Raw genomic sequence first — 22122 nt, 5'->3', positions numbered from 1 at the left:
ATGGCGGTAACCTTTATCAGCAGGGATGAGCGGCTGTCGGTTTTCCTTTGGAAGATCGAGGAGGAGCTGCCTATTCTGCTGAAAAGCGCAGCGCTTACCCCGGATGAGCAGGTGCAGTACGAAGCGTTTAGGGCTGAGTCGCGCAAGCGGCAGTGGCTGACGGTTCGGGCGCTTGCCAACAAGGTCTTCGGGCATAAGGCAACGATTACGTATAGCGCCGCTGGTCGCCCATCTTTAGGAGGCGATGGCGCGTATATTTCCATATCGCACGCCGATGCCTATGCGGCCATAACTATTGGTGGGGCCAACCATATTGGGGTAGATGTGGAGAGCATCAACCGGAAGTACACCACCATTCGGCACAAGTTTGCATCCGACGACGAGGCTGCCATCTTCACCGCTAGCGGGTTCGAGGAGAGCCTTTATCTACCTATTATATGGTGCGCCAAGGAGGCTGCCTTTAAGGCGGCTGACTGTACCGATGTCGACTTTATCCGCGATGTGGTGATCACCAGGGTGGAGGCCAACGAGACCTTTACGGCTGGCGAGGTGGAGGTGAGGTTCAATCCGCTAAGGGCCGCTGGAATGTTTAAGTTTACGGTTATAGATAATCACGTTATAGCTTGGGGGAAGTATGAAGGTGTTTAGCGATATGCAGCGCACGATAAGGCGGCGCCCGATGCTGGCGCTGCTGGTTGACCCCGACAAGGTGGGCGATGCCAATAGGAGGGAGGCCCTCATCAGTAAGATTGCCCGCTCGAAGGTGGACCTGGTGCTGGTGGGCGGAAGCCTCATCTTTTCGAGCGTCGAGGAGATTGTTGAGGCGCTAAAGAGGGGGTGCGGTAAGCCGGTGGTGCTGTTCCCCGGGCTATCGTCGCACTTTACGCCCTCGGCCGATGCCATCCTGTTTCTGTCGCTCCTCTCGGGGCGCAACCCCGAATTTCTGATCGGTAACCAGGTGCATGCTGCCATCCCCATCATGAAAAGCGGCATAGAGGTTATCCCCACCGCCTACATTCTTATTGATGGTGGACGAGCCACCTCGGTGGAGTACATGAGCAACACCATGCCCATCCCGGCCAGCAAGTCCGACATTGCGCTTGCCACTGCGGCAGCGGCCCAGCTGCTGGGCTTTCGGATGATCTACCTCGAGGCTGGTAGCGGTGCGCTAAACCACGTTCCGAAGGAGACCATCGCGATGGTGAAGCAGCACGTGAGCCTTCCGGTGATTGTGGGGGGTGGCATCCGAACAGAGGAGAGCCTCCGCGAGGTGCTCGATGGTGGCGCCGACGTGGTGGTGGTGGGCACCGCCTTCGAGGAGGATGCGGGGCTGATCGATCGCTTTGCCGATATCGTAAGCAAAAGAATTAGAGAGGAGGAGCGCTAGGGCTCCTTTTTTTATGGGCATCAATAAGCTGATGTCCACTTTCGGTTATCTGGAAATCGACATCAATAGGTTGATGTGCACTTCCGGGCATCTGGTAAGTGGGCATCAATAAGCTGATGCCTACTTTCGGTTATTTGGAAATCGATATCAATAGGTTGATGTGCACTCTCGGGCATCTGGTAAGAGGGCATCAATAAACTGATGCCCATTTTCGGGTATCTGGAAATCGGCATCAATAGGTTGATGTACGCTTTCGGACATCTGGAAATCGACATCAATAGGTTGATGTGCACTCTCGGGCATCTGGTAAGTGGGCATCAATAAGCTGATGCCCACTTTCGGGTATCTGGAAATGGGCATCAATAAGCTGATGTGTACTTCCGAACAACTGGTAAATGGTCGACCGCCGATGGATGAGCACTGCATACGGTTGGAGGCCGTGCTGAACCAAGCGTAGGGAGGACGCATTAGCCGTAAGGCTAAGGGGAAGTTCAAAATATTCGACTCCTACGGAGTCGTGGTGCTGGGAGGATGATCTATCTACAAACCTTTAATGCCTCTGGCATTATGCTTTTTTCTGAAAAATCCCAGCGGGATTTAAGGTTTGTAGAAAAGGCTTGGCCGCCATACCGACCCGGTACGGGTCGTACTAGAGCATTCAATTTACAGAATTGCTTTTTTCTTAGCCTGACGGCTATGAGCGAAGGGCCGCAACGCCTAGCGGAGCTAAACGAAAATCCCCCAGTAGAAACATCTGCTGGGGGACTCCTATAGTATGGTAGCGGTATGCTATTGAGCTAGCTCGTTGATGGGCTCGCCCGAGGCGGCATTCGACCACGAGATGTCGAGCAGGTTGGCAATCGTAGGGGCGATGTCCGTAGGGTCGACCTTGCTCGAGATGCTCTCGCGCTTGATCTTCCATCCGTACCAGATCAGCGGCACGTGGGTGTCGTAGCTGTAGGGCGAGTTGGACGAGGTGGCCACCTCGTCGGTGTCGATCCAGCCGGGCTGCAGGTTGATCACCACGTCGCCCGAGCGCTGCGCGTAGAAGGAGTTCTGCATCTTCTGCATGATGCCGTCGGTGAAGCTGGTGTACTCCAGCACCGATGCCGGGATGGCCTGCGCCACGCCCGTAAACTGCTTCAGGAAGTTGGCCACCTTGGCCTGCATCTCGCCCAGGTTGATCTTGGAGTCCTCAATCAGCGTATGGTTGAGGTAGATTTGCTTCTGGTGGTAGGCCTTCACCCAATCGCCGCGGCCGTAGGTGGCGTTCAGGAAGATCTTCAGCAGCATCAGGCTGCGGTTGAGCTCGAAGTAGCCTGCAGGAATCTTCTCCTTTTGGATGAACTTGGGCGCGTTGGCCACGCCGTTGTCGGAGGTGAGCACCACGAGCACGTTCTGCTTGCCGATGTTGTCGGCGAGGAACTTGATCAGGTGCGCGATATCCTCGTCGAGGCGGTAGTAGGTATCCTCCATCTCCATGGAGGTGGGCCCGTACTTCTGGCCGATGTGCTTGTTGGCATCGAGGGTGATGGTGAGCAGGTCGGTGGCCTCATCCTTGCCTAGCCCCTCGTTGACGATGGCCGCAATGGCAAAATCCTTGGTGAGGTTGTTGCCGTAGGGCGTGTCCATCAGCTTCTCGTAGGTAGGGCGCGATTTGGACTTCAGCATGCCGCCCAGACCGTTGTCCGGATTGGTGAGCAGCGGCTTGGCGGTGGTGTCGAAGTTATCCTTCGAGCTTATATACTTGCTCAGCGGCTTGGTGAGTCCCCACTTGTTGTAGATGTAGATATCGGGGAACTTCTTTTGGTTGAACTCGTCGACCCACTTGGGCAGCGATGGCATGTAGTAGCTGCTGGTCATGAACTTCCCCATCGAAGGGTCGAACCAGTAGGCCGCATCGGCGCTATGGCCTGCCAGGAACACCGCCGAGGTGGGCTCTAGGGCAACGCCAATCACCTTCGAATTCTTGTTGGCCATCTTGATCTCGTCGGCCAGCGTGCCGGCCAGCAGGTTGCGCGGCGACACCTTGCCCAGCTCGCCAAATCCGCCCACGCCTTCGGCCTTCGAATCCTGAACGGCCTTCACGTTCTGGTCGGTAAGCGGGATGTACCACATATCGCCCACAACGCCGTGCGTAGAGGGGTTGGTGCCGGTAGCAATGGTTGCCAGCCCTGGGGCCGACTGCGTGAAGCTGTAGCTGTACTTGGCGTTCTTGCAAACAGCCCCCTCTTCGAGAAGTACCCTAAACCCGTTATCCGAGAAGTTGTCGTGGTACCGCTGAAGATAGTCGTAGCGCATTTGGGTAACCACTATCTCAACGATCAGTTTGGGCTTCTCGGAGGGAATGGCTCGTCCTTGTCCAAAGGCGCACGATGCGATAAGCATCGATGCCGCTGCTACTGAAATCTTATACATTTTGATTGTCATTAAAGACGGTAAAATATCTCCTTAAGCCTACACGTTGAAGCGGAAGTGCATGATGTCGCCGTCTTGAACAACGTACTCTTTCCCCTCAACCGCCAGCTTGCCGGCTTCCTTAACGGCGGCCTCCGAGCCCATCGCAATGTAGTCGGCATACTTAATAACTTCTGCACGGATGAACCCCTTTTCGAAGTCGGTGTGGATTACGCCTGCGGCTTGTGGAGCCTTGGAGCCCTTGTGGTAGGTCCATGCGCGGCATTCGGTTTTGCCAGTGGTGAAGTAGGTCTCCAGGTTAAGCAGCGCGTAGGCCGACTTGATGAGGCGCGATACGCCCGATTCGTGCAGGCCAACCTCCTCAAGGAACATCTGGCGCTCCTCGTAGGTGTCCAACTCGGCGATGTCGGCCTCGGTCTTTGCAGCAACAACTAGGATTTGGGCACCCTCGTTCTTAACCGCCTCGCGAACCATCTCCACGTATTGGTTTCCGTTAACCGCGCTAGCCTCATCGACGTTGCATACGTACAGAACAGGCTTTACGGTAAGCAGGTGAAGGTCGTAGCAAAGAGCGTTGCCCACTTCGTCGAGCTCTAGCTCGCGGGCCGAGCGGCCGCTTTGCAGCAGCGCCTTGTACTCAAGTAGAATTTCGTAAAGCTTCTTAGCGCTTTTGTCGTTGCCGGTCTTGGCCATCTTCTCAACGCGGCTGATGCGGCCCTCAACGGTTTCGAGGTCCTTCAGCTGCAGCTCCGCATCGATAATCTCCTTATCCCTAACCGGGTTTACGGAGCCATCCACGTGGGTTACGTTCTCGTCGTCGAAGCAGCGAAGCACATGGATGATGGCATCGGTGTCGCGGATGTTGGCCAAGAACTTGTTGCCAAGGCCTTCGCCCTTGCTGGCGCCTTTTACTAAGCCTGCAATGTCAACGATTTCAACGGTTGCAGGAACTATTTTTAGGGGCTTGTCGATGTCGGCAAGCTTTATGAGTCGCTCATCAGGTACTGTAATAACGCCCACGTTGGGTTCGATAGTACAGAATGGGAAGTTAGCTGCCTGTGCTTTTGCGTTCGAAAGGCAGTTGAAGAGGGTCGATTTCCCAACATTAGGAAGCCCTACAATACCACATTGTAATGCCATTGGATATTAACGTAATAGTTTAGATTAACGAGGCGCAAATTTAGCGGAAAAAATATAGTACCCTCTTTCCCTATAGTTTAAAACACCTTATTAAGGGGAAAATTACAAAACATTAGCTGGTACTTATACCGTATTCGGTTAACTTTGCCGCCGATAAATTAACATTATCAAATTTTTATCTCACTCTAATTTAGGTCTTCATGGCAGAAATAGCAGAGCTAAAGCAGATGGCTTCTCAGGTTCGAAGGGACCTTATCCGAATGATTTCTGGAGCAAATTCTGGGCACCCCGGCGGTTCTTTAGGATGTGCTGATTTTATGACGGCACTTTACAAGAATGTTCTTAAGAATAACCCCGAAAAATTCAGCTACAACGGCGATGGGCAAGATATGTTCTACTTGTCGAATGGGCACTTGTCTGCACTTTGGTACAGCGTGCTTGCCCGTAGTGGATATTTTGGAATCGAGGAGTTGGGCACCTTCCGTATGCTCGGTTCTCGCCTTCAAGGGCATCCAACGCCCGATAAAGGTATTCCAGGAGTTCGTGTTGCATCAGGTTCTCTAGGACAGGGGCTCTCTATTGCCATAGGCTCCGCGCTTGCCAAAAAGATGAATGGGGATAAGTCGATCGTATTTACCCTTCATGGCGATGGCGAACTTCAGGAAGGTCAGATTTGGGAAGCTGCCATGTTTGCAGGGGCAAAGAAGGTTGATAACATCATTGCAACGGTAGACTACAACGGCAAGCAGATTGATGGACCAGTTGATCAGGTGCTCTCGCTTGGCGACCTAGCCGCTAAGTGGCGCGCATTTGGTTGGGAGGTACTAACCATGAACGGAAACGTTATGGAAGAGGTTGCTGAAACGCTTGAAAAGGCAAAGGCAATGACCGGGAATGGTAAGCCAATTGTTATCCTCATGAAGACAGAGATGGGCTTTGGTGTCGACTTTATGATGGGAACCCATGCATGGCACGGGAAGGCTCCTAATGCCGAGCAAACCCAAAAGGCGCTTGCTCAACTCGAGGAAACTTTAGGAGACTACTAATCGATCAACTTACCTTAAGATTATTTAGAGATGAATAAATTCGAAAATACAGGCAGCAAGGATACCCGTTCGGGGTTTGGTGCTGCTCTAGATATACTAGGCGATGAAAATCCTAATGTTGTTGCCCTTTGTGCCGACCTTATCGGATCGCTTAAAATGGACAACTTTGTAGCAAAGCATCCCGATCGCTTTATTCAAACCGGTATTGCCGAAACCAACATGATTGGTATGGCCGCAGGTTTGGCCGTTGCTGGTAAGATTCCTTTTGCCGGAACCTTTGCCGCATTTGCCTCGGGGCATGTGTACAACCAACTTCGTCAGTCGGTTTGTTATTCGAAGACCAACGTTAAGATTGCCGCATCGCATGCTGGCATTACCCTTGGCGAGGATGGCGCAACCCACCAAATTATGGAGGATATAGGGTTGATGAAGATGCTGCCCAATATGGTAGTTATCAATCCCTGCGACTATAACCAAACAAAGGCGGCAACCCTTGCTGCTGCAAAGCACGTAGGTCCTGTTTACCTTCGTTTTGGTCGCCCTGTTGTTCCAAACTTTACTCCTGCCGATCAAAAGTTTGAAATCGGTAAGGCCGTAACGTTGAATCCGGGCAAGGATGTAACCCTTATTGCAACAGGTCACCTTGTGTGGACTGCAATTCAAGCCGCCGAAGTTCTAGAGAACGAAGGCATCAGCGTAGAGCTAATCAACATCCATACGATAAAACCTTTGGATGCCAATGCTATTATTGAGTCTGCTAAGAAAACTGGTGCTGTAGTTGTTGCCGAGGAGCACGTGATTAGCGGCGGCCTAGGCGAGAGCGTTGCACAGGTTCTATCGCAGAATTTACCTACCCCAATGGAGTTTGTTGCGGTAAACGATAAGTTTGGTGAGAGCGGAACTGCCGATCAGCTGATGAAGAAATTCCACTTGGATACTCCTGATGTGGTTGAGGCTGTGAAGCGAGTATTGGGCCGTAAGTAATACGCCTATAAGTTTAATGGTAGCATACACGGATAGCGAGCTTTTATCTCAATTCCAAAAAGAAGAGACAAAGAATTTTGCGTTTCGCCTGATAGTGCAAAAGTATCAGGAGAAGGTTTATTTGCATGTTCGGAAGCTTGTTATCGACCACGATGATGCCAATGATATAGTTCAGAACACCTTTGTAAAGGCATGGAGTGGCCTTGAAAATTTCAGGGAGGACTCGCAGCTGTTTACCTGGTTATACCGCATTGCGACAAACGAGGCGCTTACCTTTTTAAAGAGGAAGCGCACTCGTTTTTTTTTACCCCTAGTTGACGTAGAGGCCCAGCTGGCCAACACGCTCGAAACCGACCCTTACTTCAATGGCGACGAGGCGGAGCTTAAGCTCCAAAAGGCGCTGCTAACCCTTCCCGAAAAGCAGCGAGTCGTCTTCAACCTCCGGTATTTCGATGAGCTCTCCTACGAGGAGATGTCTAAAATTCTAGGAACATCAGTGGGGGCTCTAAAGGCATCCTACCACCTTGCCGCAAAAAAAATCGAAAATTTCTTAGAGTCCGATTAAACCTTTGGCTATTTCTGTAGTCAAAGAAAAGTGAAACGAATCAATTGCTATGGAATTTAAAGGAAACAGGGTAACGGAAAAAATGAAGGCGCAAAGCCCATTTGCCGTTCCTGATGGCTATTTTGAAGGCCTTCCTTCAGAAATTCAAAATAGAATTGCTGAAGGAAAGGCCTCAAAGCCATCAATCGACTACTTCCACTTATTTAAGCATCAAATGGGAATAACAATAGGGGTGCTGTTTTTTGGCGCTGTTGCTTATACCGGCTATCGCTATAACAAGTATGCGGATGAGGCTGTTGTTCAGCCTAACGACTACTACGAGTATGTTTCGTACAATTCGGGAGAGTTTAACGAGCAGGATCTGCTAAGCGAGCTTAACAGCGAGAAGAAGGTGGTTTCGAAGAAGGCCTTAAAGAGGGAATCCAACAAGATAATAGACTATCTAGTCGATCAGCAGATTGAAACTGCTGCTGTTGAAGAAGAGTTGTATAATAATTAAAGGATGAATTTACTTAAAGCAATAAGCATAGGTACGCTTTCTGTATTGATGGTGTTTAGCGCGACTTCGACAAGCGCAAGATCTGGTGTAAAGGAAGATAAGATTAAGGCAAAGAAGGTTGCTTTTTTCACTCAAAAGCTTAACCTGAACTCCGACGAGGCAGAAGTTTTCTGGCCCGTGTATAACGAGTACCAAGAGCAAAAGGATGACCTGTTTGAGCAGCGGAAGGCAATCCATAACCAATTTGCACGGAACTTACATAAGATGTCAACGAAGGAGGTTGATGAGTCTTTAGACAGGTTGATGGAGATATCCAAGAGTGAGGCAGCATTGCTTGAGACCTATGTTGCTAAGTTTAAGAACATCCTTCCGGATAAAAAGGTGGCTCAGCTTTTTGTGGTAGAGGAGGATTACAAGCGGTTTTTGCTGCAACAAATTAGAATTAACGCGAATCGTAGATAATTGTACAGTAGTTTTTGTGAATACGAAAACGGGAAGCGCTTCGCTTCCCGTTTTCTTTTTTGTATGGTGCAGTTGCCTAGTGCAGCTTTAGACCAATGAGGTGGATAAACTCCTCGCGCGTCTTGCTGTTGGAGAGGAAGGCGCCGGTAAACGCCGAGGTGGTGGTTACCGAGTTCTGCTTCTGAACGCCGCGCATCTGCATGCACATGTGCGAAGCCTCGATGACAACCGCCACGCCTAGCGGCTTGAGCGTTTCCTGGATGCAGTCGCGGATTTGAACGGTAAGGCGCTCCTGCACCTGCAGCCTGCGCGCGTAGGCCTCCACCACTCGGGCAACCTTGCTGAGCCCGGTGATGTAGCCGTTGGGGATGTAGGCTACGTGAGCCTTCCCGTAAAAGGGGATCATGTGGTGCTCGCACATCGAGTAGAGCTCGATGTCCTTTACCAGTACCATCTGCTGGTAGTCCTCCTTGAACTTGGCGGAGTTGAGGATTTCCTTTGGGTCGAGGTAGTAGCCGTGGGTGAGGAATTGCATGGCTTTGGCAACCCTCTCCGGTGTTTTTATGAGCCCTTCGCGCTCGGTATCCTCGCCCAAAAGCGAAAGAATTGCACTGTAGTGCTCCATCAGCTGCTGCGTAACCTCGGAGTTGTACTTCTCCTCCTTCTCGTATCCCCGAATGGTGCCGTTATCGAAATCGTTCATTTTGGTTATTTGTTAGAAGCCGTAAAACTCGGCAGAATTGTTCTCAGTTTCCTCAATTTTGACGCAGTGCAGCTCGATTCCCAGCGCCTTGATGTGCGGCTCGAGCTGCTTCCAAATGGCAATGGCCAGGTTTTCGGTGGAGGGGATGATGCCCCTCATAAAGTCGACCTCTAGGTTGAGGTTCTTGTGGTCGATCTTTTCCGTTACTTCCTCCCTGATGATTTTGCTGATCTCCTTCAGGTTCGCCACGTAGCCTATTTGAGGGTCTACCTCGCCCTTTACCGTTACCCAGAGCGTGTAGTTGTGCCCATGCCAGTTGGGGTTGCTGCACTTTCCGTAAAGCTCAAAATTTGCTTCGTCGCTAAGCCCCGGTTGGTGGAGCCGATGCGCGGCGTTGAATAGCTCCCTGCGCGTTAAGAATGCTGTTGGCATACGCTTGGTGGTTTTGGATTTGGGGTGTAATGTTAATTCTTTTGCCCGTTTTAGGCAACAGTACAACAATATTAATGTTGATGGGTTCAGCAGCTCCCGGTTTGGGATGGAATTCCTGTTTGTCTGTAAAGGACTTTCAGTTTCTAGCTGAGGGTCGATGATTGTCGGCAATGGAGCAGCATCCTCCGATTGCATTTATATGGTTTCTTTAAAATAAGGCAAAAACTCAACCTGAGTTTTTATGGTTTTGGTGATGGGGTTGCATCCTCAGGCTGAGGATTGACGCTTTTGTGCGAATAGGCAAATCCTCAGGTTGAGTTTTAAAGGCTTTGGTAGATATGTATCATCCTCAGCTTGAGGATTGGTGCTTTTGCCAGAAACGCCCATCCTCATCTTGAGGGCGCGCGCTTGTTGTCGAAGAGGCGGCCTTTTCAAGCCGCGGAGGTGCCTTCACCGAAAAAAAAGTGTGCCGCGAAATGCGCTGCGCCTGTTTGTGTTGCAAAAAAATATCGCGCAAAGCTGGCTTTTGCGAATTTTTCGGGTGAACATTTCCACCCAGCCGCTGTTTTGTGCTCAAATAATCGAAGATAAAGTCGAAGAACACGGAGGCTGGCGTTGTGGATAATTCGGAACAGCAACTTTGCATCTAACCGCTTTTGATCTTATCTTTGGTAACAGCGTAAAAAACTTAAAATCTTATAACGATGAAATTTGAACTGCCAAAACTACCCTACGAGGTTAGCGCGCTAAACCCAAGCATTAGCGATCGTACCATTGAGTTCCACTACGGCAAGCACCATCAAGCCTACGTGAACAACCTGAATAACCTTGTTCCGGGAACCAAGTTCGAGGATGCCGATCTCGAAACCATTATTCGCGAAGCCGAGGGGCCAATCTTCAATAACGCCGCGCAGGTGTGGAACCATACCTTTTACTTCAACCAGTTTTCGCCTAAGCCTTGCACCCATCCAAAGGGCGAGCTGGCAAAGGCAATCGACCGCCAGTTTGGCTCGTTCGATAAGCTTAAGGAGGAGTTTACCAAGGCGTCTGTAGGGCTGTTTGGCTCGGGATGGACCTGGCTGGTGAAGAACGATGATGGCTCGCTGGATATCGTTCCTGAGCCGAATGCCGGAACGCCACTTCGCAAGGGCAAGAAGCCAATCCTCACCTGCGATGTTTGGGAGCACGCCTACTACCTCGACTACCAAAACCGCCGTCCCGACTACGTATCCAACTTTTGGAATATCCTCGATTGGGATGTCATTTCGGATAGATATTAGGAAGTAAACCGTATATTCGTAATCCCTGCATAGGTCTATGCAGGGATTTTTCGTGAATGTAATACAACAACTGTAGTCATGGTTAAGGAGCTAGTTTATAAGAATAGAAGCTACCGCCGCTTCCACGAAGAGGTGCCGGTGAGTCGCGAGGTACTGGTTGATCTGGTTGATCTGGGACGAATGTCGCCCAGCGGGCGCAACCTGCAGCCGCTAAAGTATTTTATTTCGAACGACAGGGCGCTTAACGCCAAGATATATCCAACCCTTGCCTGGGCTGGTTACCTTAAGGAGTGGGATGGTCCGGTTGTTGGCGAACGCCCCAGCGCCTACATCGTGATTCTGGAAGATACATCGCTAGGGCAGGGGATGGTGCACGATCAGGGTATCGCTAGCCAGAGCATACTTCTAGGGGCTGTAGAAAACGGGTTGGGCGGATGCATCATTGCTTCGGTAAAGAAGGCCGAGCTGGCACAGATCCTCAATCTACCCGAGCATCTGAAGGTAGCCCTTGTCCTTGCCCTCGGAAAGCCCAAAGAGGAGGTGGTTGTCGACGATATGGGCGAAGACGGCGACATCAAGTACTGGCGCGACGCCGAGCAGCATCACCACGTACCTAAACGAACGCTGAAGGAGGTTTTGATTAACCTATAGCATAAGAAAAGGGAGCCCTGAAGGACTCCCTTTTTTCTATTTCTACTTAAACGCCTGTTCCGGTAGACCATCTCCCTTTATCGAGAGCCTATCGAAGTAGGCAGGTGTCGGTTTTCCGGTAATCTTGTCGACGTACAGCTTTGCCATCTCCAAGCCGAGCATAAATCCATGCCCGCGTAGCCCTATTAGAAGTCCCGCTTCTGGGTCGACGTACATTCTAGGCTCGGTGTAGTAGCCTGCCCAGAATGCCTGGAAACCGATGTTCGACAGGTTAGGAATCCAATCGGTGAACACCTCTGAAACAATCTTCAGGAACTCCTGCGAGTTGATGGTAAGGTTCTTTCCTGCCTCCTGGGGGTCGCTCATTGGCGAAGCGCAGCCGATGATCTGTCCGGTATCAGCCAGCTGCTGACCGTACACGGCAACAAATCCCTTGTACCTACGCCTGTCGATAAGCATTCCAAGTGGCGTAGTCTTGGCGCCAAGCCAAGGTAGGCGGCGGGTAATAAATGCTTGATGTTTTACCGGGTACATCCCAAGGTGGTACCCCAGCTGCTTGGCAAACCTGTCGGCATCGCCACCCAGCGCATTCACGAATAGTTCCGTGCGGTACTCGGTAAACTCCTTCTTATGGTTTCGAACAAGTGCAACGTACTCCTTGCCCTCCTTGTGTACGCTGATTAGCTCGCTATCCTCCTCGACGGTTCCGCCATGCTGTTTCCCCAAGTCGCGAACCAAATCTACCGTCTTGCCAGGAGTTGCCTGCCAGCAGTCGCGGGTTATAAGCGCACCCTTGTACAGGTCGAGTTTGGGGTTCATGAATGGCGATATCTCCTTGTCGAAATCCTTTGGAGCCACCATGTAGGCGTTCGACCAAGCCTTAGATGCCTCAAGAGCCTCGTAGGTCTTGTCGTCGTGGGCAAAGCTAACGTAGTTGATAGGGCGATAGTCGATGTTCGATAGCTGCTGCAGCTGCTTAAACTGCTCGTTGCTATTGATGGCTATGTCAGCAATCTCCGGAAGACTAAAGGCAGGGCGTCCTCCGGCAATGTTCCTCCACGACGAGCCTCTTCCGAAGTTGAGCAGGGTGGGCTCGAGGCCAGCCTTTGCCATGTGCATAAACAGCGAGCTGCCGGTGATTCCACCGCCGGCAATTAGTGCAGTAACCTTTACCTTTTTGGTGGGTTTCGAGTTGATGTCGGTGATAAACTTTTGCTCCTTGCCGTTTGGCTTTAACTCGCCAAGCGTAATTTGGTTCGATAGCGGTCCGCGAGGAGTAGAGTCACCCACAATCTCGATACCCATTGGAGCAAGGGCAACCTTTAGGCGCTTCATGCAGCGCTTGCCGCGGCAAGGTCCCATTCCAAGATGGGTGGTGTGCTTAATCTCGTCGGCAGAGATAAACTTGCGGTTGCCAATAACCGAAAGCACCTCGTCGAGCGGAACGTCGTCGCAGTGGCAGAGGTAAAGTTCCGATTCCACATCCGTTGGTGCCTCTTTAAGAGCTATTGGCTCTGGATATCTATCCTTAGCAATAAATCCGCGGATGTTGGTAAGGTCGTCGGTGGTGGTTGAGGTGCATTTTACCCTTGCCAGGTTGGTCTTGTTCGGCTTGGTGATTACCTTTTCGATAACGCCTTCGCCCATCTTCTTGCCGTTATTATCAACAAGGTAAACCTCGGTTCCTTCCTCGACGTGGAACTCAACGGGGAGGAAGATCTGCTTCTTGCCGATGTTGTACCCGAAGATAGCCAAGCCAGGGCAGAGCGTAACGCACTGCATACAGCCAATGCACTTGGTGTAGTCGATAACGGGAGTTGAGCCTGTAGAATGCTTGGTGATGGCTCCGTACTGGCAGGCAAAGCTGCAAGGGTTGCAGGCAAATCCGTAGAGGCAGTCGGCAAGCACAAAAGGCTTTTCGAGGCGTTCGCCCGATGGCTTATTTGCCTCCTTTAGCAGATGAACCGGGTGCTGCTGCGATTCGATGTACTCCTTCGAAACCGCAAGGTAACGGTTGTAGGAGATGTGCAGCCCAAGCTCCTGCATAATCTCGTAAGCCACCTGCTGACCGCGAAGCACGGCGCTGGTTCCCTCGCCAATACGGATGGCATCGCCAGCCCCGTAGCAGCTTTTGCCGAACACCTCGTTGCCCTTAATCAGGAGATGGTTGTCGGGGAAGAGCCCGGTGCAGATGTTTATGGCATCAATACCATCGATGTACTTTTCGGTACCGGGGATTGGCAGGAAGTTTTCGCTTTCGGCAATAATGGCGCCAACGATGCCATTGTGATCCTTGTTGGGGACTGCCTTTACCAGAATGTGCGAAAGCATTATTGGAATGCCCAAGCGGCGAACACGGTTGGCCTGAACGGGGAATCCGCCTTCGTGTGGTGCCGCTTCGATTATTGCCTTCACGTTGGCTCCTGCCTGCATCAGCTGGTAGGAGGTAAGGTAGCCAATGTTGCCAGCCCCAACCGTTAGCACGTTTTTGCCAAGGAGCGTGTACTCCTGGTTCATCATCTTTTGTACAACGGCGGCGGTGTATACGCCTGGCAGGTCGTCGTTCTCGAAGGCGGGCATAAATGGAACCGCGCCTGTTGCCACTACAAGGTAGTCCGCATCGATGTAGTAAATCTCGTTGGTTACGATGTTCTTTACAGCAATGCGCTTCCCTTCTAGAATATCCCAAACGGTGCTATCGAGGAGAATCCCATCCATGTTGTCGCCGGCAAGGGTCTTGGCAATCTCGAAGCCGCGCATCCCCCCAAACTTCTTCTCCTTCTCGAAGAAGAAGAACTGGTGCGTTTGCATGTTAAACTGACCGCCAATCTTGCTGTTGTTGTCGACCACCAGGTTGGGGATGCTGTTCTTGAGTAGCAGCTCGCGAGCGGCAAGCCCCGATGGACCTGCACCAATAATGGCTACGGTTGTTCGGAATATCTTCTCCTCTTTTTGAGCCGCTGGCTCCTTGCTCGAAGGGATGTAGTCCTGCGGTATCTCCTGAACTTCCTTTACGCCATCAACAAGGGTTATGCAGATGCGCTTGGCAACGCCATCGACCAGCATCTCGCAGGCACCGCATTTGCCGATGCCGCACTCGAGGCTACGCTCGCGATTGTCGAGGCTGTGGCTGTGAATGGGGTAGCCCGCCCGGTGTAAGGCGGTGGCAATGGTTAATCCTGCTTCCCCTTTAATGATCTTTCCGTCGAAGCGAAATTCAACTTCTTTCCCCTTTGGAATATCCAAAATGGGGTGTACGTCTACTTTATACATAGGTTGGTACTTTTGGTTTACGGTTTAGGTTGTGATTTAGTGCTGCCCAATTTAGTTAAACTTAACTGTCGTTGTATTCGAAAAGACAAGAAAAATGATGGTGGCGTAGTTGTTTTTTAGGATAATAGTGGCGATGGTCGTGTTTTAACAGTACTCCGGTGCATTTTATTCTGTGTTAAAATGCGTGTGGGCTGCTTTCTGGTACTTGGCGGATTGGCGAAGCCCTCTTTTGTGCTGCTGCCATCCACGCTTAGCTCACGTATATTTCTTTTCAACCTTCAGCTGCAACTTTAGGGGACGGAAGCCTTTGCTGGTGCATGGCAAAGGAGCATTTATGAAGTGCAAAGCTCATCCGCCGCATGGCAGACGAGCATTTACATCGTGTAAAGTTCTATCGCCGCACGGCAGACGAGCATTTACATCGTGTAAAGTTCATCCGCCGCATGGCAGACGAGCATTTACATCGTGTAAAGTTCATCCGCCGCATGGCAGACGAGCATTTACATTGTGTAAAGCTCCTTCGCCGCACGGCAGTGGAGCATTTACATCGTGCAAAGCTCAATCGCCGTATGGCAACGGAGCATTTACGAAGTGTAAAGCTCAATCGCCGCATGGCAGACGAACATTTACAAAGTGAAAAGCCCTGCGCTTTTATTGCTCCGTATTGGAGAGGCCGGAAGCGTTGAGCGTTGATCGTTGGTTGGCAAAGATTGGGGTAAAAACCATTCTTAAAATTTGTTTTGAGACTCGATGCTCGCGTCTCCACCAGTCAGAGTCAGCGTCGCGGGATAGAGGCGCATTGCATGCGTCTCGTTGTATTGAAGAATTTGGGTTAAAAGCGAAATCCCTATGTTACCTCCTCTGCATAGCATTACTTCAACCAGATAATTTTATCTTTGTCTGAATTTTAGTCGGTTTTTTAAAATTACTGGAATGGATTTCGATAAAATCGCAAAAACGATCAAGGTAAAGGCTAAACGCGCATGGGCAAATGTTTATAGCCGCCAGCTGATTATAGCATTCGGGTTACTGATTCTGCTGTGGCTGGTTATGTCGCTTTTCTTGAACATTATTACCCAGCATGGGATGTCGCAGCCTGTTCCCGAGTTTAGGGGCATGATGATTGACGATGCCATTACTAAGGCTGATGATTCGAACTTGGAGATTCAGATTGCCGATTCGATCTACATTCCCGGAAGGCAAGCCGGCATGATTATCGACCAAAACCCCAAGCCTAACGTGCAGGTCAAGAAGGGGCGTAAGATATTTGTCACCATCATAACCCGTACGCCTAAGCTAAGCAACGTGCCCAACGTGGTTGGCTACTCGCTTCGTCAGGCTAAGGCAATTATTGAATCGCAAGGGTTTGTTGTAGGTCGCCTGGAGTACGTAAGCGACATTGCCACCAACAACGTGCTCGAGCAGCGCTTCAACGGGCGAAGCCTGAACTCTAGCGTTAAGATTCCGGTTGGCTCTGCCATCGAGCTGGTCGTTGGGCTGTCGCAGGGCGATGTTACCGAGGTGCCCAATGTGGTAGGGCAAACCTTTGGAGGAGCCCGTTCGTCGATAGTTGAGTCGTACCTAAATGTCGGAGAAGCCCGATACGACGAGACCGTTCGCAACTCGATAGATTCGCTCGAGGCCAAGGTTTACTACCAGAATCCATTGGTAGGAACGAAGCTCGGCCTCGGTAAGAAGGTGAACGTCTACCTGTCGAAGAACACGAAGAAGAAGCCGCAGTCGTGGATGATGGTATCGCCCAATGGCGCCGATACGGTTACTACGGTTGATACAGCAACAACCCCCGAGGAGCAATCAACGGAAGAAAATTTATAGGAAAATCATTAATCCCGCATAATGAAGGAATACGAAGATCCTGACTTTGTCGACGAACAGGAAGAGGAGGAGGAAGATGAGCAGTCGGGGCTGTACGAGCATTTCAGCTTCGGCGTCGATAAGGGACAGGGGATGCTTCGCATCGATAAGTGGCTTACCAACCGCATGGAGAAGGTGTCGCGCAACCGCATTCAGAGCGCTGCCGATGCCGGAAATATTCTGGTTAACGGGAAGTCGGTAAAGTCGAACTACAAGGTAAAACCGCTCGACACCATTTCCATTGTGCTTCCATATCCCCGCAGGGAACTGGAGATTATCCCCGAAAACATTCCGCTCAATATCCTTTACGAGGATGATGATGTCATTATCATCAACAAGAAGGCAGGTATGGTGGTGCACCCTGGTCATGGCAACTACAACGGAACCTTGGTGAATGCGCTGACCTACCATCTGAAGGATCTTCCGCTGTTTCAGAGTGGGGATATGCGTGCAGGATTGGTTCACCGTATCGATAAGAATACTTCGGGCATACTTGTTATCGCTAAGAATGAGTTTGCCCACGCCTATATCGCTAAGCAGTTCTTCGACCATACCACCAAGCGCGTATACACTGCGCTGGTTTGGGGTAATCTACCCGAGGATGAGGGAACCATCGTCGGGCATGTTGGTCGTAGCACCAGAGATCGTCTAAAGATGACCGTTTTCCCCGAAGGCGATCAAGGCAAGCATGCCGTAACCCACTATAAGGTGCTGGAGCGCCTTGGCTACGTAAACCTGATCGAGTGCCGACTCGAAACCGGGCGTACCCATCAGATTCGCGTCCACATGGAGTACCTCAAGCATCCACTGTTTAACGACGAGCGCTACGGTGGCGACCAAATTCTTAAGGGAACTACCTTTACCAAGTACAAGCAGTTTGTGAAGAACTGCTTCGATATCTGTCCGCGCCACGCGCTGCACGCCCGCTCGTTGGGTTTTGTGCATCCCACTACCAAAAAGGAGATGTACTTCGAGAGCGAGCTGCCAAGCGATATGGCGCTGCTGCTTGATCGCTGGCGTACCTACATTGCCAGCCGTGAGCTGGAACTTGAAGAAGATTAACGACAAGGTGCTTGCACCTACAAGAATAACTACCGTTATGAACAAGAAAAACATTGCCATCGTTGCAGGTGGCGACTCGTCGGAAGCCGTCATCTCGTTTAAGAGCGCGCAGCAAATCGCCGAGGTTATCGACCGCGATAGCTACAACGCCTACACCATTTTTATAAAGGGAGCCGAATGGACGGTGAAGCAGGAGGGTAAGACCGATATCGCCATCGACAAGAACGACTTCACCTTTGTGGAGAATGGTGCAAAGGTTGCCTTCGACTGCGTGCTGCTGATGATTCACGGAACTCCAGGGGAGAATGGCATTCTCCAAGCTTACTTTGACCTTATCCGCCTACCATACACCGGCTGCCGCACCTTTACCTCGGCGCTTACCTTCGATAAGTACACAACCAAGAAGTACCTCGATGGCGAAGGCGTTGATATGGCACGAGGCTTTATGTTTCGCAAGGGGCAGCAGGTTGATGCCGATGCGCTGGTTGAGGAACTTGGATTACCCATGTTCGTTAAGCCAAACGCAAGCGGTAGCAGCTTCGGCGTAACCAAGGTAAAGAGCGTAGAGCAGCTCCAGGGTGCCATCGATGCTGCCTTTACCGAGGGCGATGCCATCCTTATCGAGGAGTGCATCAACGGTATTGAACTGGGCAATGGGCTGATTAAGACTCCAAGCAAGGCTCTTGTATTTCCTGTTACCGAAATCGTTCCTAAAACTGAGTTCTTCGACTTCGAGGCTAAGTACACCTCGGGCATGTCGGAGGAGATTACCCCAGCCCGTATTTCCGAGGAGGTTACCGAACGGGTTCAGGAGTTGTCGTCGCATATTTATGATGTTTTAGGTTGCCGTGGCATTGTGCGCGTCGATTACATCTACAGCAACGATAAGCTTTACTTCATCGAGATTAATACCATCCCTGGTATGAGCCAAGCCAGCATCGTACCACAGCAGGTGCGTACCATGGGGCTTGAACTCCGCGATGTGCTTACCCTCGAAATTGAGGATGCTATTGAGAGATTTTAGACATTAGATGTTAGATAATAGAAAAGGTCGGCACACTAAGTGTCGACCTTTTTGTTTGTAAGACATTGTATTTTTGGTAGAAACGCTATTAGCCTTGCCTTCTGTTTAGTGTTTATTTGTCATAGTATGATACCATTCTTTCAGAGTTACCTTTCTGTGTTAACCAGTGTTATGTTTTGGTCTATATTCGTGTCCTGATTGGGCCTTATATCGCAGATATCGGGCTTCCGTAAGTTAAACATTCGATTTGTGGAGTTATTAAGATGAAAAGATTTGTTCTGGCACTAAGTTTTCTCGTGGTTTTTGGTGTGGCAAGCGCTCAGCTGGTGAAAAAGCACGGGGCTTTAAGCGTTAAGGGCACTCAGCTGGTTGACGCAACGGGTAATCCTATCCAGCTACGCGGTGTAAGCTACGGCTGGCACACATTTTGGCCCCGTTTTTACAACGCTTCGTCGGTAAAGTGGGTGGTTAATGACTGGGGTGCCACGGTTATTCGGGCCGCGATGGGCGTGGAACCCGAAGATGGCTATCTGAAAGACTCGGTATGGTCGGAAAAGCTTATCACGACCGTGGTTGATGCTGCCATTAAGAACAACGTTTACGTTATTATCGACTGGCATTGCCATCATCTTCAGCTTGATGCTGCCAAGGTCTTCTTTAGGAAGATGGCGACCAAGTATGGGAAGTGTCCAAACGTGATTTATGAGATATTTAACGAGCCAGAGCGCCAATCGTGGCCCGAGGTTAAGTCCTACTCCGAAGAAGTTATTAAGGTTATCCGTAGCATCGACCCAGATAACGTTATTCTTGTCGGAAATCCCCACTGGGATCAGGATCTCGACGTGGTTGCCGACAATCCCATCGTTGGACATACAAATATTATGTACTCACTTCACTTCTACGCCAACACGCATAGGCAGGAGCTGCGTGCAAAGGGCGATTATGCGCTGTCGAAGGGCATCCCGCTCTTTGTTTCGGAGTGCGCATCCATGGAAGCCTCTGGTGATGGCCCGGTTGACTACACCGAATGGCAGAAATGGATCGACTGGATGGAGAAAAATCGCCTAAGCTGGGTTATTTGGTCTATTTCGGACAAGAATGAGACCTGTTCGATGCTTAGTCCTCGTGCAAAAACGGAAGGAAATTGGGATGATAAGGTGTTAAGGGAGACCGGGAAACTTACTCGTGCAACGGTGCGCAAGTATAATGGTATTCAGTAGCGTTTTTTTTATGATCGTTTTGTAGTTTGAATTGAGGCAGGGGACAACGTTACCGTTGTCCCCTGCCTTTTTATGCAATTTGCTAAGCGCCGATTGCTCGTGCGCCAATTGGTGCCTATGTTTTTCGGCATAGCGCCATGTTTTCGTGCATTTTTCCACTGCCAACGTCAACTTCGGCAATCGCGGAGAAGAGTATTACCTATATATATTATGTTATCCTTTAAAAAATGCCGTGACGACAGGGCTGGAGCCGTGGAATGTCTTCGGATATGCTCTCTTTGTTTCGCTATCTTTGCAAAATAATATGTAGAGATGAAAATACGCTACTACTTTTTGCTGCTGCTGCTTCTTAGCCTCTCGGTTTTTGCAGCGCAGAACAACCGGGGAGCCGTAAATGAGGTTAAGTACGAGCTGCCCAAGGCCGATTCACGGTCGCAGATTGTGCAGCACACGGGTTATACCCTATCGTATAGCGAGGCGAACGAGCAAGCCTCGTGGGTTGCCTACGTACTTACAAAGGAGCACGTGGAAACTAGGGGGATTAAGCGTACCAACAAGTTTATTGAAGATCCGCTGGTTAAAACTGGCTCGGCAACCAATGCCGATTACGCGCATTCGGGGTACGATCGCGGTCATTTGGCACCTGCTGCCGATATGGGATGGTCGGAAGCCACGATGAGGGAGTCTTTCTTCTTTAGCAATATGAGTCCGCAGGAGCCCAGCTTCAATCGGGGCGTATGGAAGGAGCTGGAGGAGCAGGTGCGCGCATGGGCTATCGATAACGGGAGGCTTTACATCGCAACAGGACCTGTTCTTCGCGCTGGACTTGCCAAAATTGGCTCGGATGGTGTTGCCGTACCCCGTTACTACTATAAGGTTATTCTCGATTACACCGAACCTGGGCTAAAAGCTATTGGATTTATTATGCCCAACCAGGGTAGCGATCTTCCGGTTAGGCATTTTGCCGTATCGGTTGATAGCGTTGAGCATTTTACGGGCATCAACTTCTTCTATCAGCTCCCCGATGATGTGGAAAAGCGCCTCGAAGCAAAGGTTGATCCTAATCTTTGGAGCTGGAAGCGTAAGAAATCGCACTAAAGGCCTACTTATACCGATGATCTTGGCCACTTTGGTCTTGATTCTTGCATCTTTAATTGATATCTTTTCGAAAAAGAACCTACCATGAAGAAGTTTGCTATAGTACTTTCAGGATGTGGCGTACAAGATGGCGCCGAGATTCACGAATCCATCATGGCGATGCTTGCCGTTGATATGGCTGGCTGCTCGTACCAGCTGTTTGCTCCCGATGTTGAGCAATTTCGTGTGGTAAACCACCTGACGGGCGAGAAAGTTAGCGAAAAGAGAAATGTTCTTGTTGAATCGGCCCGTATTGCCCGTGGAAACATCAAGCCGCTGGGCGAATACCGTGCGGCTGATTACGACGCGCTGCTCTTCCCCGGCGGATTTGGCGCGGCGCTTAACCTCAGCACCTACGGTAGCGATGGGCAGCGCATGAAAGTTAACCCCGAGGTGGAGCGAGCCGTTAAGAAGGCCTACGATCAGAAGAAAATGATCGGTGCAATGTGCATCGCTCCCGTTGCTATCGCCAAAATATTGGGTAAAGGGGTGCTCACCATTGGTTCGGATAGGGGAACTGCTGCCGATATCGAAAGCTTTGGGGCAAAGCACGAGAATTCGGGGAAGGGCGAGGTTGTGGTAGACGCGAATAATAGGCTATTCACAACGCCATGCTATATGCTGAACTCTACCATTAAGGATATCTTCGAGGGGGCTACCAATTTGGTTGCCCAAATGGTGAATGCGATGCGGTAAATGGCTTCATGCCGCCCGTTGTGCCTTGATATGCGCCCTACCGGTGGGTTGTTTTTCCCTTTTTTCGGTCTTTTGAGCGTTGCGGTACGCCTGTTTATCCCTTTATGATGGCATAGTAGAGCCTATTTTGTGGTTGTTTTACAAATAGGCTCTTTTTATTTGCTTACTTTAATTGAAGTTGGCGATTATGGAGCGCCTATTTACGATAATCATGAGTTGTGCAGCTCTATTTTTCATAATATCTACTATCTTGCGGTAAATTTTGAAT

Annotated in this window: 21 protein-coding genes; 16 read left to right on the top strand and 5 right to left on the bottom strand. The window is 50.5% G+C overall.

Annotated features, from left to right (window positions below; genetic code table 11):
* On the top strand, positions 1–648 hold the full coding sequence (locus tag ACHZA1_RS04440; protein ID WP_320054033.1) for a 4'-phosphopantetheinyl transferase superfamily protein: 648 nt from the start codon (positions 1–3) through the stop codon (positions 646–648).
* Positions 635–1387, top strand: coding sequence for a geranylgeranylglyceryl/heptaprenylglyceryl phosphate synthase (locus ACHZA1_RS04435; protein ID WP_320054032.1), 753 nt, complete (start codon positions 635–637; stop codon positions 1385–1387). Before ACHZA1_RS04440 ends, ACHZA1_RS04435 begins: the two co-directional genes overlap by 14 nt.
* Before the next feature lie 789 nt (positions 1388–2176).
* Here ACHZA1_RS04435 and ACHZA1_RS04430 read toward each other — a convergent pair.
* Both ACHZA1_RS04430 and ychF read right to left on the bottom strand, forming a co-directional pair.
* Positions 2177–3805, bottom strand: coding sequence for an alkaline phosphatase family protein (locus ACHZA1_RS04430; RefSeq protein WP_320054031.1), 1629 nt, complete (start codon positions 3803–3805; stop codon positions 2177–2179).
* 39 nt (positions 3806–3844) lie between these two features.
* Complete coding sequence (ychF, locus tag ACHZA1_RS04425) at positions 3845–4945, bottom strand: redox-regulated ATPase YchF (RefSeq protein ID WP_320054030.1); 1101 nt, start codon at positions 4943–4945, stop codon at positions 3845–3847.
* 200 nt (positions 4946–5145) lie between these two features.
* On the opposite strand from ychF, the gene ACHZA1_RS04420 reads away from it, so the two are divergent.
* The 5 genes from ACHZA1_RS04420 to ACHZA1_RS04400 are packed head-to-tail and all read left to right on the top strand — an operon-like array spanning position 5146 to position 8501.
* The gene (locus ACHZA1_RS04420; protein ID WP_320054029.1) at positions 5146–5991 is read left to right on the top strand and encodes a transketolase; all 846 of its coding nucleotides are present in this window, start codon (positions 5146–5148) and stop codon (positions 5989–5991) included.
* Between the two features lie 30 nt (positions 5992–6021).
* Positions 6022–6975: a transketolase C-terminal domain-containing protein gene (locus tag ACHZA1_RS04415; protein WP_320054028.1), complete on the top strand. Its 954-nt coding sequence runs from the start codon at positions 6022–6024 to the stop codon at positions 6973–6975.
* 16 nt (positions 6976–6991) lie between these two features.
* Positions 6992–7540, top strand: coding sequence for an RNA polymerase sigma factor (locus ACHZA1_RS04410; RefSeq protein ID WP_320054027.1), 549 nt, complete (start codon positions 6992–6994; stop codon positions 7538–7540).
* A gap of 49 nt (positions 7541–7589) precedes the next feature.
* Positions 7590–8039, top strand: a complete 450-nt coding sequence (locus ACHZA1_RS04405) for a hypothetical protein (protein WP_320054026.1) — start codon at positions 7590–7592, stop codon at positions 8037–8039.
* 3 nt (positions 8040–8042) lie between these two features.
* A complete protein-coding gene (locus ACHZA1_RS04400) occupies positions 8043–8501 on the top strand; it encodes a hypothetical protein (RefSeq protein WP_320054025.1) in 459 nt (152 codons plus the stop codon).
* A 76-nt stretch (positions 8502–8577) separates the two neighbouring features.
* Here the strand turns inward: ACHZA1_RS04400 and folE are convergent, their stop codons facing one another.
* Positions 8578–9204, bottom strand: a complete 627-nt coding sequence (folE, locus tag ACHZA1_RS04395; protein WP_320054024.1) for a GTP cyclohydrolase I FolE — start codon at positions 9202–9204, stop codon at positions 8578–8580.
* A 12-nt stretch (positions 9205–9216) separates the two neighbouring features.
* Positions 9217–9636: a 6-carboxytetrahydropterin synthase gene (locus ACHZA1_RS04390; protein ID WP_320054023.1), complete on the bottom strand. Its 420-nt coding sequence runs from the start codon at positions 9634–9636 to the stop codon at positions 9217–9219.
* Positions 9637–10340: 704 nt separating this feature from the next.
* Between ACHZA1_RS04390 and ACHZA1_RS04385 the strand changes: the two genes are divergently transcribed.
* Positions 10341–10916 (top strand): superoxide dismutase, encoded by a 576-nt coding sequence (locus ACHZA1_RS04385; protein WP_320054022.1) that lies wholly within the window; start codon positions 10341–10343, stop codon positions 10914–10916.
* Between the two features lie 78 nt (positions 10917–10994).
* Positions 10995–11567: a nitroreductase family protein gene (locus tag ACHZA1_RS04380; RefSeq protein ID WP_320054021.1), complete on the top strand. Its 573-nt coding sequence runs from the start codon at positions 10995–10997 to the stop codon at positions 11565–11567.
* A 42-nt stretch (positions 11568–11609) separates the two neighbouring features.
* Here ACHZA1_RS04380 and ACHZA1_RS04375 read toward each other — a convergent pair whose 3' ends face one another.
* A complete protein-coding gene (locus tag ACHZA1_RS04375; protein WP_320054020.1) occupies positions 11610–14840 on the bottom strand; it encodes an FAD-dependent oxidoreductase in 3231 nt (1076 codons plus the stop codon).
* Positions 14841–15199: 359 nt separating this feature from the next.
* On the opposite strand from ACHZA1_RS04375, the gene ACHZA1_RS04370 reads away from it, so the two are divergent.
* From ACHZA1_RS04370 to elbB, 7 genes are all read left to right on the top strand, one after another.
* Positions 15200–15526, top strand: a complete 327-nt coding sequence (locus tag ACHZA1_RS04370; protein WP_320054019.1) for a hypothetical protein — start codon at positions 15200–15202, stop codon at positions 15524–15526.
* A gap of 247 nt (positions 15527–15773) precedes the next feature.
* The gene (locus ACHZA1_RS04365; protein WP_320054018.1) at positions 15774–16676 is read left to right on the top strand and encodes a PASTA domain-containing protein; all 903 of its coding nucleotides are present in this window, start codon (positions 15774–15776) and stop codon (positions 16674–16676) included.
* Between the two features lie 21 nt (positions 16677–16697).
* Complete coding sequence (locus ACHZA1_RS04360) at positions 16698–17777, top strand: RluA family pseudouridine synthase (protein ID WP_320054017.1); 1080 nt, start codon at positions 16698–16700, stop codon at positions 17775–17777.
* Positions 17778–17814: 37 nt separating this feature from the next.
* Positions 17815–18801 (top strand): D-alanine--D-alanine ligase, encoded by a 987-nt coding sequence (locus ACHZA1_RS04355; RefSeq protein WP_320054888.1) that lies wholly within the window; start codon positions 17815–17817, stop codon positions 18799–18801.
* 263 nt (positions 18802–19064) lie between these two features.
* On the top strand, positions 19065–20021 hold the full coding sequence (locus ACHZA1_RS04350; RefSeq protein ID WP_320054016.1) for a glycoside hydrolase family 5 protein: 957 nt from the start codon (positions 19065–19067) through the stop codon (positions 20019–20021).
* A gap of 312 nt (positions 20022–20333) precedes the next feature.
* Positions 20334–21119 (top strand): DNA/RNA non-specific endonuclease, encoded by a 786-nt coding sequence (locus ACHZA1_RS04345; protein WP_320054015.1) that lies wholly within the window; start codon positions 20334–20336, stop codon positions 21117–21119.
* Positions 21120–21203: 84 nt separating this feature from the next.
* A complete protein-coding gene (gene elbB, locus ACHZA1_RS04340; RefSeq protein WP_320054014.1) occupies positions 21204–21854 on the top strand; it encodes an isoprenoid biosynthesis glyoxalase ElbB in 651 nt (216 codons plus the stop codon).
* The last annotated feature ends 268 nt before the right edge of the window (positions 21855–22122 follow it).

The sequence above is a fragment of the uncultured Acetobacteroides sp. genome (genome assembly GCF_963667355.2).
Taxonomy (GTDB): Bacteria; Bacteroidota; Bacteroidia; order Bacteroidales; family ZOR0009; genus Acetobacteroides.
This window is presented reverse-complemented; position numbering and strand designations above follow the sequence as displayed.

What these genes read in the sequence shown, in the direction of transcription:
- ACHZA1_RS04440 (WP_320054033.1), top strand. Translation starts at nt 1, where the DNA reads ATGGCGGTAACCTTTATCAGCAGGGATGAGCGGCTGTCGGTTTTCCTT.
- ACHZA1_RS04435 (WP_320054032.1), top strand. Translation starts at nt 635, where the DNA reads ATGAAGGTGTTTAGCGATATGCAGCGCACGATAAGGCGGCGCCCGATG.
- ACHZA1_RS04430 (WP_320054031.1), bottom strand. Translation starts at nt 3,805, where the DNA reads ATGTATAAGATTTCAGTAGCAGCGGCATCGATGCTTATCGCATCGTGC.
- ychF (WP_320054030.1), bottom strand. Translation starts at nt 4,945, where the DNA reads ATGGCATTACAATGTGGTATTGTAGGGCTTCCTAATGTTGGGAAATCG.
- ACHZA1_RS04420 (WP_320054029.1), top strand. Translation starts at nt 5,146, where the DNA reads ATGGCAGAAATAGCAGAGCTAAAGCAGATGGCTTCTCAGGTTCGAAGG.
- ACHZA1_RS04415 (WP_320054028.1), top strand. Translation starts at nt 6,022, where the DNA reads ATGAATAAATTCGAAAATACAGGCAGCAAGGATACCCGTTCGGGGTTT.
- ACHZA1_RS04410 (WP_320054027.1), top strand. Translation starts at nt 6,992, where the DNA reads ATGGTAGCATACACGGATAGCGAGCTTTTATCTCAATTCCAAAAAGAA.
- ACHZA1_RS04405 (WP_320054026.1), top strand. Translation starts at nt 7,590, where the DNA reads ATGGAATTTAAAGGAAACAGGGTAACGGAAAAAATGAAGGCGCAAAGC.
- ACHZA1_RS04400 (WP_320054025.1), top strand. Translation starts at nt 8,043, where the DNA reads ATGAATTTACTTAAAGCAATAAGCATAGGTACGCTTTCTGTATTGATG.
- folE (WP_320054024.1), bottom strand. Translation starts at nt 9,204, where the DNA reads ATGAACGATTTCGATAACGGCACCATTCGGGGATACGAGAAGGAGGAG.
- ACHZA1_RS04390 (WP_320054023.1), bottom strand. Translation starts at nt 9,636, where the DNA reads ATGCCAACAGCATTCTTAACGCGCAGGGAGCTATTCAACGCCGCGCAT.
- ACHZA1_RS04385 (WP_320054022.1), top strand. Translation starts at nt 10,341, where the DNA reads ATGAAATTTGAACTGCCAAAACTACCCTACGAGGTTAGCGCGCTAAAC.
- ACHZA1_RS04380 (WP_320054021.1), top strand. Translation starts at nt 10,995, where the DNA reads ATGGTTAAGGAGCTAGTTTATAAGAATAGAAGCTACCGCCGCTTCCAC.
- ACHZA1_RS04375 (WP_320054020.1), bottom strand. Translation starts at nt 14,840, where the DNA reads ATGTATAAAGTAGACGTACACCCCATTTTGGATATTCCAAAGGGGAAA.
- ACHZA1_RS04370 (WP_320054019.1), top strand. Translation starts at nt 15,200, where the DNA reads ATGGCAGACGAGCATTTACATCGTGTAAAGTTCTATCGCCGCACGGCA.
- ACHZA1_RS04365 (WP_320054018.1), top strand. Translation starts at nt 15,774, where the DNA reads ATGGATTTCGATAAAATCGCAAAAACGATCAAGGTAAAGGCTAAACGC.
- ACHZA1_RS04360 (WP_320054017.1), top strand. Translation starts at nt 16,698, where the DNA reads ATGAAGGAATACGAAGATCCTGACTTTGTCGACGAACAGGAAGAGGAG.
- ACHZA1_RS04355 (WP_320054888.1), top strand. Translation starts at nt 17,815, where the DNA reads ATGAACAAGAAAAACATTGCCATCGTTGCAGGTGGCGACTCGTCGGAA.
- ACHZA1_RS04350 (WP_320054016.1), top strand. Translation starts at nt 19,065, where the DNA reads ATGAAAAGATTTGTTCTGGCACTAAGTTTTCTCGTGGTTTTTGGTGTG.
- ACHZA1_RS04345 (WP_320054015.1), top strand. Translation starts at nt 20,334, where the DNA reads ATGAAAATACGCTACTACTTTTTGCTGCTGCTGCTTCTTAGCCTCTCG.
- elbB (WP_320054014.1), top strand. Translation starts at nt 21,204, where the DNA reads ATGAAGAAGTTTGCTATAGTACTTTCAGGATGTGGCGTACAAGATGGC.